The organism is Granulicella arctica (genome assembly GCF_025685605.1).
In the GTDB taxonomy this organism is placed as follows: Bacteria; Acidobacteriota; Terriglobia; order Terriglobales; family Acidobacteriaceae; genus Edaphobacter; species Edaphobacter arcticus.
The window spans coordinates 320,577-337,959 of sequence record NZ_JAGTUT010000002.1 but is presented as its reverse complement, the minus strand read 5'-3'; the positions used below and the strand labels follow the sequence as shown (position 1 = coordinate 337,959).

Sequence of the window (17,383 nt, the reverse complement as noted above, 5' to 3'; positions counted from 1 at the left end):
TGCAGACGGTCATTGATTCGAGGGCGGAATGCTGCTGGAGTTGCGTGTTGAAAATTATGCGGTGATCGATCGCGCGGTGGCAAACTTCGGCCGCGGACTGAACCTGCTGACAGGTGAGACAGGCGCAGGCAAGTCGATACTTATCGATGCGCTGGCACTACTCCTGGGTGGTAAGGCAAGCTCCGACGTTGTCCGGCATGGTGCGGAAAAGGCGGTGGTCGGATGCGTCTTCGAGATGACGCTGGGTGCTCTGGCGATCCTCGAGGCGAACGGAATCGAGGCTGAGTCGGACGATATCCTTTTGCGGCGAGAGATCGTGGCCAATGGTAAAGGCCGAGTTTTTGTAAACAATCAGCCGACAACGGTTGGGGTGCTCCGACAACTTGCGCCGGAGTTGGCGCTGATTCACGCACAGGGTGAGACCATGGGGGCCTTTGACGCTACCCAGCAGAGACTCCTCATTGACCGCTTTGGCGGGGTGAGCACCGACTCGGTTACTGCTGCCTATGCTAGTTGGAAATCGACGACCGACAGGTTGGCCTTATTAGAGTCAGCTGAGCAGGACCGCTTGCGAATGGCGGATCTCTGGCGCTTCCAAAGCGGTGAGATCGACGGAGCAGGATTATTTGCGACCGATGAGGATGCGCAGCTTGAGGCAGAGAAGCGGGTGCTAGGCAATGCAGAGAAGCTTTACACCGCGGCGATGAGCGCTCACGATCTCTTATACGAATCTGAAAAGTCGGCTGAAACTACCTTGGGCGCGGCGCTGAAGCATGTAGAAGAGCTTGCTCGCTATGATGCCAGATTTACGGAGCCAGCACAGCAGCTTGCCGCGGCGAAGGCGACGATCGAGGACGTAAGCACGGAGGTGCGGGACTTCGCGGAAAATATCCATGCCGCCCCGGGTCGATTGGAAGAAATCGAAGATCGGCTGGCTGCGCTCGATCGGCTCAAGCGGAAGTATGGGCAGACGCTAGCCGAAGTGATTGCATTCGGCCAGGAAGTGGCCCGGCAACTAGCTGAGGTTGAAAACCGCGACGCGCTACTGGTGGAATTGAAGGCGCAGCAAGCCAAAGATGTTACGGCTTACCAAGTAGCTGCGGGAAACGCAACCTTGGCCCGGCAGGAAGCTGCGAAGCGGCTCGAAAAACTAGCGGAAACACAAATCAACGATCTTGCTATGCGGGTTCGGTTTGGAATCCAGGTGATCGCAGACGAAGAACCGGTGCACTGGACGGCGCACGGGTGGGACACTGTGGCGTGTTTGATTGCGACAAACGCTGGTGAGCCGCTTAAAGCACTCGATGAGATCGCATCGGGCGGCGAGATGTCGCGGGTCATGCTTGCGCTGAAGGTTACCGTAGAAGAGGGAAGCGCCTCGGGCTCACGCAAGAAAAAAATTCCGCTTCCTCGAACCCTGGTCTTTGATGAGATCGATATTGGGATCGGCGGTCGAGCGGCGGAGGCGGTCGGGCGCAAGCTCAAGACGCTTTCGAAGGGCCAACAAGTCCTTTGTATCACCCACCTCCCGCAAATTGCGGCCTTCGGAGATCAACATTTTCTGATCGAGAAGACGGAGAAATCTGGACGGACCCAGACCAGCGTTCGCAAGATGGAAGACGTCGAACGGAAGCAAGAGATAGCGCGCATGCTGAGTGGTGCAACGTTGACAGAAACGAGTCTCAAGCATGCGGAGCATCTATTAGAAAGTAGTAAGTAGCGACATCTCGCGTAAGCACGAAGGCATCCAAACTACCTGTAGCTAAGGAGATTGCGATGACCATTACCGGCAAGAAATGCGCCCACGAAACCTGTACTTGTATGGCTGCCGACGGCAGCCAGTACTGCTCAACCTTCTGTCAGGATTCGAAGGGTATTACCACCCTTGATTGTGACTGCGGGCATTCTGGATGTGTTGCTCAAAAGCTCTAGTGCGAAATTGATCACGCAAGTTCGGGTACGACGTGTAGTCTCTATGGCTTGCGTCGCGTCTTGCGTTGCACCATTCTTGGTTCAAATCAGTTCGCGAAATGGTCCGACGCGGTATACTAGCCAATGTGACGACTCTTGCTATTGACTCCATTAACCCTTCTGAAATAACCAGCAGCAATCCTGTTAAGCGTGTCCTGTTGCTGAAGCCCCGAGGTTTCTGCGCGGGAGTTGTGCGCGCGATCGATATCGTTCAGATTGCTTTGGATACTTTCGGCGCACCGATCTATGTGCGTAAGGAAATTGTTCACAATAGCTATGTCGTAACAGATCTGGCTAAAAAGGGCGCGATCTTTGTGAATGAGTTGGATGAGGTGCCGGAGGGTGCGCGGGTGATCTACTCCGCCCATGGCGTGTCTCCTGCTGTCAGGGAGCGGGCTAAGGAGCGCGGTTTGAAGGTTGTAGACGCCACCTGTCCTCTTGTTACTAAGGTTCACGTTGAAGCGATTAAATTTGCCAAACAGGGGTACTCTCTAGTGCTAGTCGGCCATCGCGACCATGAAGAGGTCGAGGGTACACAGGGTGAAGCGCCGGATGTGACGCAGGTCGTCTCTACTGTTGAAGAGGTCGAGGCTCTGGTTGTTCCAGATGAAAGCAAGGTCGCATATCTAACACAGACAACGCTCTCACTCGATGAAGCTGGCATCATGATCGATGCGTTGAAGAAGAGATTTCCCAAGATAGCCGGACCGCATGCGCAGGACATCTGCTATGCAACTGAGAATCGCCAGGTGGCCGTCAAGAAGGTGGCCCATGGTGCCGATTTAGTGCTCGTGGTTGGATCAGCCAATAGCTCCAATTCAAATCGGCTGGTGGAGGTGTCGAAGAATCTCGATACCAATTCATATTTAATTGATTCTGCGGATGCAATACAGCCGGAGTGGCTTGACGGTGTAAATACCGTAGCAGTAACTGCGGGTGCCTCTGCCCCTGAAGTATTAGTTAAAGATGTCGTGGATTATCTGCAATCCATGGGATACGGCGATGTCGATGAAGTTGAGGTGATGCCGGAGAATGTGCGGTTCGGTTTGCCACCAGAGATTGTTCGGGCGATTACACCTGCGCCTTCGGAAGTTCGTCCCTAGTCGCACAGGTACGGAGAGAGTTTGTCGAATCGATGAGTACAACACCACGCAATCCGCAGACGGCGAATCGGCCGGCACAGCCTCGCTTCGGCCGGATGGATCTGGGACTCGATCAAGTCGGCAAAGGAATCGCAAGCGCGCGGGATTGGCTCCTTGGCAAGCAGCATGCTGACGGTTATTGGTGCGGTGAGCTTGAGGCCGATGTAATGCTCGAGGCGGACTACATCTTTATGCACACCTTGCTCGGAACCGGTGATGCAGGAAAGATGGTTCGAGCTGTCAACGAAATTCTGCGCCATCAGAATGAAGATGGTGGCTGGAGCCAGTACCCAGGTGGACCATCTGACATCAACTATGGCGTCAAAAGCTATTTCGCACTGAAGCTGATGGGATGGTCTGCGGAGCATCCGACGCTGGTTAAGGCGCGAGACTGGGTGTTGGCACACGGCGGGGTCGTAGAGTGCAACACCTTCACCAAAATCTATCTTTGCTCTCTCGGGCAGTATGAGTATGACGCAGTCCCCGCGATTCCGCCGGAGATTGTTCTCTTCCCTAACTGGTTCTACTTCAACATCTATGAGATCTCTTCATGGTCCCGCGGCATTCTCGTACCGCTTTCGATCATTTACGCGAAAAAGCCTTTCAAGAAGATTGCTCCCGAGCAGGGTATTGAAGAACTCTTCGTTGGAGGACGCGAGAACGCCGACCTTCACCTGAAATGGGATCACAAGAAGCCGATTAGCTGGAGGAACTTCTTTCTTTTCTGGGATCGACTGTTCCACTTGGCAGAGCGAGTCCATATCCGCCCTTTGCGCAAAATGGCTATTAAAGCAGCCGAGAAGTGGATGTTAGAACGCCTGGAAAAGTCAGATGGACTTGGCGCGATCTATCCCGCAATGATGAATTCAATCATTGCGCTTCGCTATCTCGGATACTCCATCGATGATCCCCAGGTGATTCGGGCGATGGACGAGTTCGAAAAGCTGGGAATTGACTGTCCCGATGGTGAGGCGGGCTATCCAACGCCTACATTCAGAATGCAGCCATGCTACTCCCCTGTATGGGATACGGCGCAGGTCGTCTCTGCATTGGGGGAGGCCGGACTTGCCCGGACGGACCCGCGACTTCTCCGTGCGGCTGACTGGCTGCTTTCAAAGGAAGTTCGCCACAAGGGCGACTGGGCTGAAAAGGTTAAGAATGTTGAACCGGGCGGCTGGTACTTTCAGTTCAACAATGAGTTCAATCCGGACGTCGACGATACGGGAGAGGTCCTGTTGGCTCTTAACTACGTCGACAATCCGCGCGAGCGTTACCAACATGAGGTCTGTCAGCGAGCCCTGAACTGGATTTGGGCGATGCAATGCAAGAATGGTGGCTGGGCAGCCTTTGACAAAGACAACACGAAGACGATTTTTCAGTACATTCCGTTCGCTGACCACAACGCGATGCTGGATCCACCAACAGTCGATATCACTGGCCGCATGCTCGAGATGCTTGCACAGTACGGATTTACGCGCGCTGACAAAAGGGTCGAGAAGGCTGTGCAGTTCGTACTGAAAGAGCAGTCGCCGGATGGTAGCTGGTTCGGTCGCTGGGGCGTCAATTATTTGTACGGAACATTTCTTGTGCTGCGCGGGTTAGAGGCTATTGGAGTATGGAGTCACGAGCCGTGCATTCTGCAGGCCACAGAGTGGATCCGTATGATGCAAAACTCCGATGGAGGTTGGGGTGAGACCTGCGGTACTTACGATGATGATTTGCAGAAGGGCATTGGTCCGAGCACCCCATCGCAAACAGCGTGGGCTTTGCTTGGACTCTTGGCGGGCGGCGATAGTCGGTCGGATTCCGTCGCTAAAGGTGTTCGCTGGTTGATTGATCGCCAGCATCAGGATGGAAGCTGGGATGAGTTGGTCCCAGGACGTAACGGCGAAAGTTACTACACTGGAACGGGGTTTCCACGAGTTTTCTATTTGGGGTATCACTTATACAAGCAGTATTTTCCTCTTCTCGCACTAACGACGTATAAGCATTCCATGGAGCGGGAAGCTGCGTAGCAAGGTACAGAAACCTATAACGATAGTGAGTTTGACAGGCAGTTCTGAGGAGCAATCAACATGGCTGTACCGATTTCCCAGGCATGGACCGTAGCAACTTACGTGCTGAAACAGAAGTTCATGGGCAAGAAGAAGTACCCGCTTGTCCTGATGCTCGAGCCGTTATTCCGCTGTAACCTCGCATGTGCCGGATGTGGCAAGATCCAATACCCGGCACACATTCTCAAGGCTGAACTGTCGCCTGAGGAGTGCTTCAAGGCGGTAGATGAGTGTGGCACGCCCATGGTCGCGATACCGGGCGGCGAGCCTCTCCTCCACCCGCAGATGCCTGAGATCGTAGCTGGGCTTGTCGCTCGGAAGAAGTATGTCTACATGTGCACGAATGCTCTGCTATTGAAAGAAAAGTTACATCTCTTCAAGCCGAGCAAGTATCTCTCTTTTTCGGTGCATGTGGATGGACAACGTGAACATCATGATTTTTCAGTTTGTCGTGAGGGTGGCTATGACATCGCGATGGAGGGTGTTCGGGTTGCGGTTGAAGCTGGATTTCGTGTAACAACGAACACTACGCTGTTCGATGGCGCTGATCCCAACAGCGTGCGTGCGCACTTTGATGAGTTGATGGTCGCCGGTGTTGAGAGCATGATGGTCTCCCCCGGATATACCTATGACAAGGCTCCTGACCAGAAGCACTTTCTGGGGCGGGCACGCTCGAAGAAGATGTTTCGCGCCATTCTCTCAAACCGAAAGAGTTCCTGGCGCTTCAACGCCTCTCCAATGTTCATGGAGTTCCTCATGGGCAAGAAGGACCTTACATGCACGCCATGGGGTATGCCGACGTTCTCGATCTTTGGCTGGCAGAAGCCGTGCTACTTGCTTCAAGATGGCTACGCCGATAGCTTCAAGGCGTTGATGGAGACGGTGGAGTGGCAGAACTATGGAACAGAGAGCGGTAACCCACGTTGTGCCAATTGCATGGTTCATTCAGGATATGAGGCAAGTGGTGTGAACTACACCTTTGGCTCGATCAAGGGTTTGCTTCAAACAGCGAAGGCAATTTTCTTCAGCAAATATGAAGATCATGGAGCGATGAAGATCCTGAACGAATGGAAGCCAGCTCATCACACTCCATTGGTGCAGATCGCAGCTAAGGCCGAGAGCGATCCGCAGTCCGCACACAACGCAGCCGAACTGCAGGAAGTTTCGGGAGACTGACGATGGCAACGGAAATTCAGGAGGGCGCCAAGCTTGAACAGCTTTCGCATGAGAATCCCGACGAGATCGAAGTCGCGGCGGGCCGTGACCGGGAACAGCTCGAGGGGTGGATCCCAGAGTTGGCAAGCGATGCTGATGTGCGCGAAGCGCTCGAAAAGGCCTTTGACTATCGAGGTGACATCACTGTCACCCGCAAGGATGGAACCCAGGTTCAAGGCTATTTATTCGATCGCCAGAGCTCAACCACGCTCACAGACTCGTTCATTCGTATCATGCCGTCGAATGCCCCGGGAACTAAGATTAACGTAGGTTATGCGGACGTGGCAGCGCTTGCGTTCACAGGGCGAGATACTGCAGCCGGAAAGACCTTCGAAGCCTGGGTGAAAAAGTACTGGGCAAAGAAGGCAGCTGGTGAGCAGAATATTCAGATCGAGCCGGAAAAGCTGGATTAAGCTTTGAGCTCTGTACTCAAGCTGCTCATCGGCGTAGGGTAAACCGACAGTTAATGTGTTGGCGGACGTGTCCTGTGCCAGGCGTTCGTGCGGAGAAGAGCGGGCGTGCGCATATTTATTACCGGAGCAACCGGGTTTGTAGGCGGCCATGTGGCCCGCGTCTTGGCGGCACAGGGAACGACTCTTCGGTTGCTGACCCGGCGCACCAGCAGCACAGGATCGCTTGCTGGTATCGATGCTGATTTGGTAATAGGTGATCTGCGCCAGGCAGAGGGCTTAAGATCTGCTCTCGGGGATTGTGATGCACTGATCCATGTGGCAGCTGACTACAGACTTTGGGTGCGAGATCCACAAGAGATGTACGCCGCAAACGTTAACGGCACTCGCGAACTACTGCGAATCGCACAGGAAGTTGGAGTCAAGCGCGTGGTCTACACCTCGAGCGTGGCAACGATGGGATTCAAGACCGACGGAACCATCGTGGATGAGGTCACCCCAGTCGGCCTTGCAGATATGATTGGCCACTATAAGCGTTCGAAATATCTTGCTGAGCAAGAGGCCGTTCAAGCTGCCCGAGCAGGACAACATATAGTGATCCTTAACCCAACGACGCCAATCGGTCCGGGCGATACGAAGCCAACGCCGACCGGCAGAATCATCGTGGACTTTCTAAATAAGAGGTTTCCTGCATATGTCGATACAGGACTCAATCTGGTTGATGTAGTCGAGGTCGCCAGGATGCACTTCACCGCTCTGGAACGGGGAACACCTGGCGAACGATATATTCTTGGTGGCGAGAACCTCACCCTCAAACAGATACTTGACCGAATGTCATCGATTACGGGTTTGCCCTCACCTACTTTGAAGGTTCCACATGCAGTGGCTATGATCTTCGCCTTCTTCGACGAAATTGTGACTGGTACCTTGCGTGGCAAGGAACCCAGGGCGACGGTCGAGGCAGTGCGAATGGGCAAGAAGATGATGTTCGCTTCATCCGCAAAGGCGGAGCGGGATTTAGGCTTCCAGGTCATGCCGGTATATCACGCGATGCGTGATGCGATCGATTGGTTTCTGACAAATGGTTATGCTCCCGCCCTCAGTGGAACGGGCGGAAAGCGATCGGATTCGTGAAGGGAACAATCGCGATCATCGCAGCTCTGCCGGGAGAATTAAAGCCGCTTGTTTCTGCCACAAAAGGGCCGCGCTGGCAGCGCCTGAAGGCATCGAAAGGAACGGTCCTCTGGGAGCGCTCTCATGCTGACGGACGGTGGATTGCCGGCTGCTCAGGCATGGGTGGCGAGCGCGCCATGGTGACTTTGCAAGAGATAGAACGATACGCAAAGGTGGATGCGATCTGCTCCGTGGGGTGGGCGGGTGCGCTCGATGTAGATATTAGTGCGGCCTCCGTGTGGCACGTTGCCGAGATCATCGACACACAAACGGGTGAGCGGTTCAGGACGGCTCAGCAGGTGATCGGACAGACGGAAGATTGGCCCTTGCTGGCGACTGCACCGCGGGTAGTAGATTCCACTGAGAAGGTGCGCTTAGCGGCCAGCTATGGTGCGAAGCTGGTTGATATGGAAGCGGCGACAGTTGCGAGAGTTGCACAAGGCAGGGGTGTTCCGTTCTTTTGTCTCAAGGCGGTTTCGGATGATGCCGACGCTAAGCTTCCAAACCTGAATCCGTTTATAGGCCGAAGCGGAAAAATGCGCATGATGCCCTTCCTTGCGCATATAGCTGTAAGACCTGGATCGTGGCAGAGCATGATGCAGTTAGGGAGGTACAGCGCTATGGCAGCGCGACATCTCGCCGTCGCTACGCAGCTATGGCTTGATGGATTACCGACCGACCCGTCTAATTGAATGTGCGCAGTGAAACGGAGAGATCTAATTACTATGAAGAATGTGCTTCCAGAGATGATGCGCGCCGCTGTCTATCGCGGTATCAACGATGTTCGTGTCGAGACAGTCCCAATTCCTTCCATTGGATTTGGCGAAGTGTTGATCAAGATTGACACCTGCGGCATCTGCGGAACAGACCTTAAGAAGATTCACAGCGGATCGCATTCAGCACCTCGGATTTTCGGGCACGAAATGGCCGGTACGATCGTTGCAGTCGCGGAAGGTGTCAGCAAATTTGTCGTGGGTGACCGCGTGATGGCCTACCATCACATACCCTGCGGCGCTTGCTATTACTGCCGCAAAGGTACGTTTGCACAATGCGAGGTCTACAAGAAAGTGGGATGTACAGCGGGGTTTGAGGCCGCTGGTGGTGGATTCGCAGAGTATATCCGCGCAATGGATTGGATTGTTGAAGGCGGCTTGATAAAAATCCCAGTCGACATTCCCTTCGAGCAAGCAGCATTGATTGAACCTACGAACACCTGCTACAAAGCCATTCAAATGCTTAGTTTAGATCCCGACGAGACAGTACTGGTAATTGGGCAAGGGCCAATCGGGATCATGTTAGCCACGCTGGCCGCAAAGACGGGAGCAACCGTATTGACGAGTGACCTCTACCCCGAGCGACACGCAATAGCTGCGACCTTTGGTCTATCCCACCCACTCGATGCTCGCGGCGATGTCGTGGCTGCTGCGAAGGCTGCTACAAATGGCCGAGGCGCGGATGTGTGCCTGGTAGCAGTCGCAGGTAATGCGCTCATCCAGATTGCTATGGATGCGATCAGACCGGGCGGACGCGTTATGCTTTTTGCGTCGACGCAACATGGCGAAGCTCCATTCGATCCTGCGGCTGTCTGCATGGATGAGAAGACGCTGATGGGATCCTACAGTTCATCAGTGGCGATTAATGAGGACGTGTCTCAGATGATCTTCGATGGATATGGCAGCGGGTTCGACCTCACCCGGTTGATCTCACATCGGTTTTCGTTGGAGGATGCAGTCGCAGCGATCGACCTCGCTTCACACCCACGGGCAGATTCACTAAAGATCGTGATTCAGCCTGGCTTGTAGCAAATATCGTGGTTCGCATCCGACGAGAACGTCGGATGCGAGCCACTCATTTCTAGTTGAGAGAAGCCTGTAGTGGGGCTCCGCCCTGTTTGATAATGTCAGCGAGCTTGTGCATGCGATTCGCGTCCACCGGTGACTTGGCAGCGGCCGCATCCTTATCAAGGCTTGCTGCCATTGTTTTCAGTTCTTTTGATTTGTTCTTGGCAATAGCCGCGTTCAGTGAGGAGACCTGCTTCGCATCAAGAGAGTTGCTACGGGCGAGTTGATCGATGTAGGCGTGAGCGACTACATAGTTCGCGGGCCAGCTAAATTTCTCCTGATTCTGCACGTTCAATTCAGCAACATGCACTTGGCTTGCCGCGTCGATCTCGTTTTGAGTGAGGTACTTGTTGGGAACGAGTTTGAAGACATCCACGCCGCGAGCGATCTCCGAGCCGTAGATGTAGCCGTTGTACCAGTAAGTCGACCATTGACCACCCATGGCATGCCGTGTGCCATCGACGGGTCCACGGTCAAAGTAACCGATCTCGATGGGGTGAGAAATGTCGGTAAAGTCAACGATTGAGACTCCACCCTGATACCAGGATTGCACTTCAATATCGCGCCCTGGGATCGGGATCAGCGAGCCATTGTGAGCAACGCAGTTTTCCAGTTCGGTTTGGGGTGCGGGCATTTTGTAGTACGAAGCCAAGGTCAGCTTGCCGTCTTTGAGGTTGAAGAGAGCGTCCGCACCCCAGTTCATCGGATCCGTGGAACGGCAGCGAGGCTGTCCACCGCCGCCCCATTCGTCGGTAAACAGAACCTTGGTGCCGTCGTTGCTGAAGTTAGCGGAGTGCCAGAAAGCGTAGTTTGGATCATTTACTGCGTCGAGACGGACGGGGTGCACAGGGTCAGAGATATTCAGAAGGATTCCGTTACCTGAGCAGGCACCTGCAGCCAGGCCGAGGTCGGAACGGACAGTGATATCGTGGCAGCCACGAGTTGCCGAGGTCGTCTGTGTGCCTTCGCCGTGCGTGCCACCCTTCCAGAGACCGTTGACATCACCTGACGCCGGATCAGTGAAGATCTTCGGGCTGTTGACTACCTTCGAGAGCTCAGGATGAGCAAGGGGAACTTTGATGACGACGATTGTGAAGAGGGCCGTGTCAGGATCAGCCGAAGGATCGGCACCCGAGCAGCCAGCAAGCTCTTCCGCTTGACGGACGGCTGCCGAGCCGGAGACATAGATATAGACGTTATCCTTATCCTTCGGATCGACTACGAGGGTGTGGGTATGGGAGCCGCGGCAGGTCTGAACGTCGGCGACTTGCTTCGGCTTGGAGATATCGCTGATGTCAAAGATGCGAACGCCTTTGACGCGGTCGGAGCTTGGCGGCGGAAGCGGCGGACGCTGGCGCGCAACAGGTGCACCGGGAGCGGCAGGGGAGGCGGGTTCAGGAGCCGGCGTAGGCGTTGCAGCGGCTGGAACAGGGAAACCCTGCGTGCCGCAGTCGAGTCGGCCATTCGCCGCTTCAACCGACATGAAGAGCAGATGACCATAGACGGAGACGTCACCCTGGCCACCTGGGCAGACCATCGATGTAACCAGCTTGATCTTTGCCGGGTCGGAGATGTCGTAGAAGTTGACGCCGTTGTAGTTGCCTACGAAGAGGTGGGTACTGCTGAAGGCAAGGTCGGAGTTCGTAGTGCCGTAGGGAGCAGGACCGGCAGGACCCGGCGGACGCGGCGCGCGTGGGGCACCCGGAGCAGGTTCAGGCGCGGCATCTATAGCGGCAATTGCAGCGAGGTCGGGAGCGAAACCGGCTGGCTTTGGCAGCGAAACAATCCGCTTTAGTCCGAAGGCCGCTTCTCCTGCATCGTATAAGCCACCTTTAAGACCGATACGAGGATCATCAGCTCCCGCTCGAGGATTGGTGTAGACCGATGATGTGGTTTGAGCAGCGCAGAAAGAGACAGACAGTGCAAGTGCCGTGATGACAGCACTGCGCGTAAATGACGAAGTAAGCCTTGCGATCATTGGTGCTCCTTTTTCAGCATATGCTGCATAAAATCAATTTCCGCTAACTGGGTGTTGTCTACGTCATTGGCAAAGTCGAAAAGTTGTGGATCCTGACCGGCTCCCTGTGTATTGAAGAGCTGCTTCACCATGTTCACGGCGCCGGTGTGGTGCTGAATCATCCCCGTCAAGAAAAGATGATCAAAGGTTGAGCCCGTTGACTTTCGGAGGGTGTCCATCTGGCGAGGGGTCAACATGCCCGGCATCATGGCCATGTCGGCCATGTCCATTCCACTCATATCCATACCCGCCATCGAGTCATGTTCGGAAGCCAATGGCTTGCCTCTATCCTGCAGCCATTGCTTCATGTAGCGCAGCTCGTCGGTTTGTGAGACGTTGATCCGGTCTCCGATAGCTTGAACCTCGGTATTGTGACTACGCGTCTTCAGTAGCTCTGTCATCTCCACGGCCTGCCCGTGATGCATGATCATGTCCTGCATGAACTTGACGTCGGCCTCCGAGGGTTCACGGTGGGGTCCCGCTGCAGTTGCTGCGGTCAGCGTCTTATTGCTATGGCCTGGCGCACCCGGCTGAACAATAGGTGCATCAGCGGGTGTGGCCTGTGCCTTGCAAGGAGCAGGTACGATGCTCAAGCAGAGCAACGCTGCTGCATAGAGACGAAATGCAAACCTAATGGAGCCTTCTTCTGCCAACCCAGCTCTCCCTGTTTTCGGATGTATTTGAGACGTAAGGCCCGCAATAAAGGACGCACCATTCACAGCATTCAATTTGTGATCAGGCGTTATAGGCTCTGGAGATAAGACGTAATCAGTGGATTGGTGAAATGTATCACATCCGATTTGCGCTTAACACAATGGACTTCACTTACGTACCAGTTGTTCAGGAATACTGGCGCTTTGCAAAACAGGCATTACACGAGAACCAACCTGTACAGATAGTCGTTAAGTGTCCGGCTTAACGGAGCCGTCAGAGCCGCCCATCAGCACTGGTGGAACAGTGCACTGGATCTAAATCAGGCAAGAGTCCTGGACAGCTTGTGACTTACATCCCTTGTGGCTAGTCTCTGAGGCTACGCTTTTTGATCTCAACATTGAGGCGTTTGATCTTCTGGTTAAGGGTACTGAGCGGGATCTTAAAGTACTCTGCCGCTTCGGTCTGATTCCAGTGGCAGCGTTCGAGACGATCAGCAATGATGCGCCGTTCGATCTCTTCCATCAGGTCGAAGAGGCTGGCGTCCGGACGGTGATCGAGGATACTGGCTGAGTAGGTGCTACCAGTCAACTGCGCAGGGAGAAGATCGGCCGGGATGGTCTTGGCGGTCGAGAGAACAACACCGCGCTCCATCGCATTTTCAAGCTCGCGAACATTGCCGGGCCATTCATAGTCCATTAGTACTCGCATGGCATCAGGCGCTAAAACGCGCGGCTCCATGCCGTTCTCTTCGGCGTAGAACTTGAGGAAGTGAGCGGCAAGCAGAGGAATATCTTCGCGCCGCGATCGAAGCGGCGGAAGTTCCAGAGCGATCACATTGAGGCGATAGAAGAGGTCTTCACGGAACCTTCCGTCACGAACGGCCTGCTGGAGATTCACATTCGTCGCGGCGATGATGCGAACGTCGACTTGAATTTCGGAGGTTCCACCGAGATGCATGAAGCGACGATCCTGCAACACGCGCAGGATCTTGGCCTGCATATCAATGCCCATGGTGCCAATCTCATCAAGAAAGAGTGTTCCACCATTGGCTACTTCAAAGAGGCCCTTCTTCGAGGAAACTGCCGATGTAAAGGCACCCTTGACATGGCCGAAGAGGGTAGACTCCAGCAGCTCAGAAGGAACCGCACCGGTATTGACGGGTACGAACGGTTTGTCGCGGCGTGGAGAGTTGGCGTGGATCGCTTTCGCGATCAGCTCTTTGCCTGTACCGCTCTCACCTTGAATCAGAACTGTGGAGCGACTAGGCGCGACCTGGCCGACCATGTCGAAGAGCCGCAGCATGGGTTCGGACTTGCCGATGATGTGCTCGAAGTTGTAGCGCTGCTTGAGGGTGCGTTTAAGTTGAACGACCTCTTCTTCAGCGCGATGGCGAGAGACGGCAGTGCGTATGTCGGCGAGCAGCTTCTCATTGTCCCAGGGCTTCTGGGTGAAATTCTCGGCCCCTGCGCGTATGGCGTCGACCACATTACCGACGGTCCCATAAGCGGTAATCATGATTACCGGAAGCTGTGGCTGGATCTCTAAGATACGTGGCAGCAGATCAATACCGCTCTCGCCGGGCAGAGCCAGGTCGAGCAGGAGTAGATCGTACTGATTGCGGGACAGCTGGTCCAGTCCAGAGGGGCCATCGATCGCCATCGTCACGTTGAATCCTTCCAGCGTGAGGAGAGTGTCAAGCGATTCACGGATAGCGCCTTCGTCATCGATGATGAGAATGCTTGCACCTGTCGAATCACGTAGCGAGCGTGTGGCTGGAAGCGATACAGAAACTGGTTCGGCGATTTCAGGCATGGATGGTCGACCTCGTATCTTCGACGGGTGTTGCGCTCGCAAGGGAAGGATATGCCGACTTCTCGCTTGTGGACAGAGAGGTTAAAGACGGGAATTCGAGGCGGAAGATGGTGCCGATGCCGACCTCACTTTCAACATGAATCTTGCCCGAGTGCTCCTGAATGATCCCGTAGGTGACGGCGAGACCCAGGCCGGTGCCTTTGCGTTGACCTTCGGGTGGGGTCGCCTTAGTCGTGAAGAATGGATCGTAGATGCGATGTAGATGCTCGCGTTCGATCCCGTTGCCGGAGTCTTGGACGACTATGAAAACGTGCGTACCGGTCTGTTCGGTTGTGACACGCAGAGAGGCATTCGGAATTCCATGCATAGCGTCCTTCGCGTTGAGGAGCAAATTAAGGACTACCTGCTGGAGCTTACCCTGATTTCCCTTGATGCGTTCGAGGGACGGGTCGAAAGCCGTATCGACACGTACCTGCGAAGTCTTAAGCTGATGATCGAGAAGTGTGAGGGTATCGCGAAGAAGCTGATTGAGATCAACGCTGGTGAACTCGCTGCCGCTGGTACGCGAAAAGTTGAGCAGGCCATTGACGATCTCTGACGCGCGGAAGGTCTGCTGCGTGATCTTCTCGAGGATCGGCGCGAGACGCGTGTCAGCGCTCATATGCTTCGTCAGCATCTGCGTGTAGCTGGAGATGACAGCCAACGGTGTATTGACCTCGTGCGCGACGCCAGCTGCTAGAAGACCAATCGAGGAGAGTTTCTCTGCTTGCGTCAATTGGACTTCGAGCTGGATGCGATCGGTAATATCGTCGACCAGGACAATACGGCCGATGGCTACCAGGTCTCGTGTCACCAGTGGCGCGATCGAGATGTTGGCAATGCGAAACTCGCCGTTCGGAAGCGCAAGACGGAATTTATAAAGTGTATGTGTGCCGTGATCGTCCCGAACGCTGGCGAAGCGAGAGACAAACTCAGGAGGGAAGACGCTTGAAAGCGGCTGACGAAGCGCCTCGTGACGCGGCTTTGAGTACATCGCCTCCATCGGTGCGTTCCAGGTCTCGATCCGATCTTCGAGGTCAACCGCAAAGACGCCAATGTTGATGGATTCAACGATATTTTCGTGAAACTCCTTAAGCCGCTCATACTCGGTGATCTTTGACTCAAGGCGCCTGTAGAGCTGGGCATTCTGGATTGCAATTCCGATGTAGCCGGCGAGCGATTCAAGAAGTTCCATGTCTTCGCTCGATAGAAAGTCCCCATCATCGGTCCGTCCGAGGCCGATTACAGCAACAGTGCGCGTACCACTTCCTTCGCGGTTTGCAACGCGGCATGGGAGATAGTAGTTGAGGTCCAGACGACCTGCGGTACGGCGTTGATCCTCGGGGAGACGTAGAACCTGTTGAGGATTCTCCAGGAAGATATGGCTATTCGATCCAGGCTCGTCGAAGTCGAGAAAGCGAACATCAAGCGCCTGAAGTTCAACGGCTTGAAGATTCGTAAGGCCGTGCGACGCGGCGAGGGAGAATGGGCTCGTGTCGCGAGCATCGGGCTCGGCCGCGAGAAACACGGCTACACGGGTCACCAGGAGAGTCTGGGGAAGGCGCTCGACGATCGAATCGACCAGAGCACGAAGATCGGTCTGCGAGTTGAGGCTTCGGCCAAAATTGATGAGTGTCTCGCGATAGTCGAAACGCTTTTGATCGAATACGCGGTCGACCCTGCCCTGGATAGCACGCTTCAAAGGGTCAAAGACAAGCCCGGTAACGACGATTGCGGCGAGCAGGCCATAGATCTTCAGGCTAGGAAGGCGAGTGTGTACCATCTCGGCCGTAACCGCGACCGCTCCGAAATAGAGGCCGACCAGGGCAGCTGTGGCGAGGGTGTACGTCACACCGCGCTTGAAGATCAGATCCACGTCCATCAGTCGATATCGAACGATCGCCCAACTGAAGGTAAGAGGAAGAAAGACGAGAGAGAGTCCGGCGAACTTCGTCACGAGCGTCGGAACCGCCATGTCAAAGACATACGGCAGGACGTAGAGCACGGTGAAGGGAATAACGGCGAGGAGCGTGCCGCGGGTCAGCCATTTCAGTTGCTGACGCTCCAGGGCCGACTCCGCTGAGCGATAACGGAAGGTGAAAACGACTGCAGCTGCGACGTAGTAGACAGCCAGATATGCGTAAGCGGTCTGATCGAGGCGATGCTTGAGAAGCTCAGTTGCTGACCAGAACTCGACCGCGGTGTACTGTAGGGCGACAAGAATGAGCCCGGGTAGATAGATGAGCGGGGTCAGGAGACGTCGGCGCCCGGCACTTCGTCGACGACTGGTGAAGTTATCCGAGAAGCTGACTGCGAAGTGAAGGAAGAGCGCCGGCTGGAGCGCTGTGGCGATGATGTTTGACCAGTAGATAGTCCAATCGAGGATGTCAAACTTTGCGGTGTACTTAAAAGCGTACAAAACGAAAGAGGTTAGGCAAAAAACAAAGAAATGAGTGGATTTTGGCGCAGTCCACCGTCGGAAGAGCACGTAAAGACCGATAGACAGGTAAACGAGAGCGATCAGGCGAGAAACTTGCAGATTGCTTTTATCGACTGGTTCGAGGATGACGTTTATGTCGAGTTTCGGTGCGAGATCACCCCGGGCGGCGGTCATCGGCCGATGGATGGCATAGCTGGCGCGCGCCCAGATGCCAGTGCTATAAATGGCTCGCTCGAACGGTGCCAGGCGCGGCGTAGCGTGGCTATTTACAGCCTCGAGAATATCTCCAGGACGAATGCCTGCGCGACTTCCGGGAGAGTCTGCTGGAACCCGCTCCGCGCGCAATCCACCCTGCGCTTCGACCCACCAAATGCCATCAGTTGGGGAATCGAAGCTGTTCTCCTGCACCAGATTGAAGCTCGCCAACAAGCAAACCGCTAAGGTCGCCAATGCAAGGCCGACGGCGAGAATGCGAGTTTGAAAAGCGTTCCTCATATGGCTGTATGTCTTGTGTAGCAAGCGTCGTTCCAACCCAATTCGCCTGCCCACTCTGCACGAAGTTGGGTGAGAACATGGCACCTGCTACTGATTTTCATAGCCAGTGCTGAAAAAAAG

Annotated in this window: 12 protein-coding genes; 8 read left to right on the top strand and 4 right to left on the bottom strand. The window is 54.8% G+C overall.

Features of this window, described 5'->3' with window-relative positions:
* The first annotated feature begins 28 nt into the window (after positions 1–28).
* The 8 genes from recN (at position 29) to OHL20_RS21370 (ending at position 9,767) form a co-directional block, all read left to right on the top strand.
* Entirely contained in the window at positions 29–1,720 is a 1,692-nt protein-coding gene (recN, locus tag OHL20_RS21405) for a DNA repair protein RecN (protein ID WP_263385336.1), read from the top strand.
* 337 nt (positions 1,721–2,057) lie between these two features.
* Positions 2,058–3,074 carry a 4-hydroxy-3-methylbut-2-enyl diphosphate reductase gene (locus tag OHL20_RS21400; RefSeq protein ID WP_263385335.1) on the top strand — a complete coding sequence of 339 codons (1,017 nt, stop codon included), beginning with the start codon at positions 2,058–2,060 and terminating at the stop codon, positions 3,072–3,074.
* A gap of 32 nt (positions 3,075–3,106) precedes the next feature.
* Complete coding sequence (shc, locus tag OHL20_RS21395; protein WP_263385334.1) at positions 3,107–5,128, top strand: squalene--hopene cyclase; 2,022 nt, start codon at positions 3,107–3,109, stop codon at positions 5,126–5,128.
* A 60-nt stretch (positions 5,129–5,188) separates the two neighbouring features.
* A complete protein-coding gene (gene hpnH, locus OHL20_RS21390; protein ID WP_263385333.1) occupies positions 5,189–6,343 on the top strand; it encodes an adenosyl-hopene transferase HpnH in 1,155 nt (384 codons plus the stop codon).
* A 2-nt stretch (positions 6,344–6,345) separates the two neighbouring features.
* Positions 6,346–6,795: a hypothetical protein gene (locus tag OHL20_RS21385; protein WP_263385332.1), complete on the top strand. Its 450-nt coding sequence runs from the start codon at positions 6,346–6,348 to the stop codon at positions 6,793–6,795.
* Between the two features lie 105 nt (positions 6,796–6,900).
* Positions 6,901–7,926: a hopanoid-associated sugar epimerase gene (hpnA, locus tag OHL20_RS21380; RefSeq protein WP_263385331.1), complete on the top strand. Its 1,026-nt coding sequence runs from the start codon at positions 6,901–6,903 to the stop codon at positions 7,924–7,926.
* Positions 7,923–8,657 (top strand): 5'-methylthioadenosine/S-adenosylhomocysteine nucleosidase family protein, encoded by a 735-nt coding sequence (locus OHL20_RS21375; protein WP_263385330.1) that lies wholly within the window; start codon positions 7,923–7,925, stop codon positions 8,655–8,657. Before hpnA ends, OHL20_RS21375 begins: the two co-directional genes overlap by 4 nt.
* Before the next feature lie 33 nt (positions 8,658–8,690).
* Complete coding sequence (locus OHL20_RS21370; protein WP_263385329.1) at positions 8,691–9,767, top strand: alcohol dehydrogenase catalytic domain-containing protein; 1,077 nt, start codon at positions 8,691–8,693, stop codon at positions 9,765–9,767.
* A gap of 52 nt (positions 9,768–9,819) precedes the next feature.
* Here OHL20_RS21370 and OHL20_RS21365 read toward each other — a convergent pair whose 3' ends face one another.
* From OHL20_RS21365 to OHL20_RS21350, 4 genes are all read right to left on the bottom strand, one after another.
* Positions 9,820–11,784 (bottom strand): LVIVD repeat-containing protein, encoded by a 1,965-nt coding sequence (locus OHL20_RS21365; RefSeq protein WP_263385328.1) that lies wholly within the window; start codon positions 11,782–11,784, stop codon positions 9,820–9,822.
* Positions 11,781–12,476, bottom strand: coding sequence for a DUF305 domain-containing protein (locus OHL20_RS21360; RefSeq protein ID WP_263385327.1), 696 nt, complete (start codon positions 12,474–12,476; stop codon positions 11,781–11,783). The genes OHL20_RS21365 and OHL20_RS21360 overlap by 4 nt, the downstream gene beginning before the upstream one ends.
* Positions 12,477–12,840: 364 nt before the next feature.
* The gene (locus tag OHL20_RS21355; protein WP_263385326.1) at positions 12,841–14,289 is read right to left on the bottom strand and encodes a sigma-54-dependent transcriptional regulator; all 1,449 of its coding nucleotides are present in this window, start codon (positions 14,287–14,289) and stop codon (positions 12,841–12,843) included.
* On the bottom strand, positions 14,282–17,263 hold the full coding sequence (locus tag OHL20_RS21350) for a GAF domain-containing sensor histidine kinase (RefSeq protein WP_263385325.1): 2,982 nt from the start codon (positions 17,261–17,263) through the stop codon (positions 14,282–14,284). Before OHL20_RS21350 ends, OHL20_RS21355 begins: the two co-directional genes overlap by 8 nt.
* Positions 17,264–17,383 lie beyond the last annotated feature (120 nt).

What these genes read in the sequence shown, in the direction of transcription:
- recN (WP_263385336.1), top strand. Translation starts at nt 29, where the DNA reads ATGCTGCTGGAGTTGCGTGTTGAAAATTATGCGGTGATCGATCGCGCG.
- shc (WP_263385334.1), top strand. Translation starts at nt 3,107, where the DNA reads ATGAGTACAACACCACGCAATCCGCAGACGGCGAATCGGCCGGCACAG.
- hpnH (WP_263385333.1), top strand. Translation starts at nt 5,189, where the DNA reads ATGGCTGTACCGATTTCCCAGGCATGGACCGTAGCAACTTACGTGCTG.
- OHL20_RS21385 (WP_263385332.1), top strand. Translation starts at nt 6,346, where the DNA reads ATGGCAACGGAAATTCAGGAGGGCGCCAAGCTTGAACAGCTTTCGCAT.
- OHL20_RS21370 (WP_263385329.1), top strand. Translation starts at nt 8,691, where the DNA reads ATGAAGAATGTGCTTCCAGAGATGATGCGCGCCGCTGTCTATCGCGGT.
- OHL20_RS21365 (WP_263385328.1), bottom strand. Translation starts at nt 11,784, where the DNA reads ATGATCGCAAGGCTTACTTCGTCATTTACGCGCAGTGCTGTCATCACG.
- OHL20_RS21355 (WP_263385326.1), bottom strand. Translation starts at nt 14,289, where the DNA reads ATGCCTGAAATCGCCGAACCAGTTTCTGTATCGCTTCCAGCCACACGC.
- OHL20_RS21350 (WP_263385325.1), bottom strand. Translation starts at nt 17,263, where the DNA reads ATGAGGAACGCTTTTCAAACTCGCATTCTCGCCGTCGGCCTTGCATTG.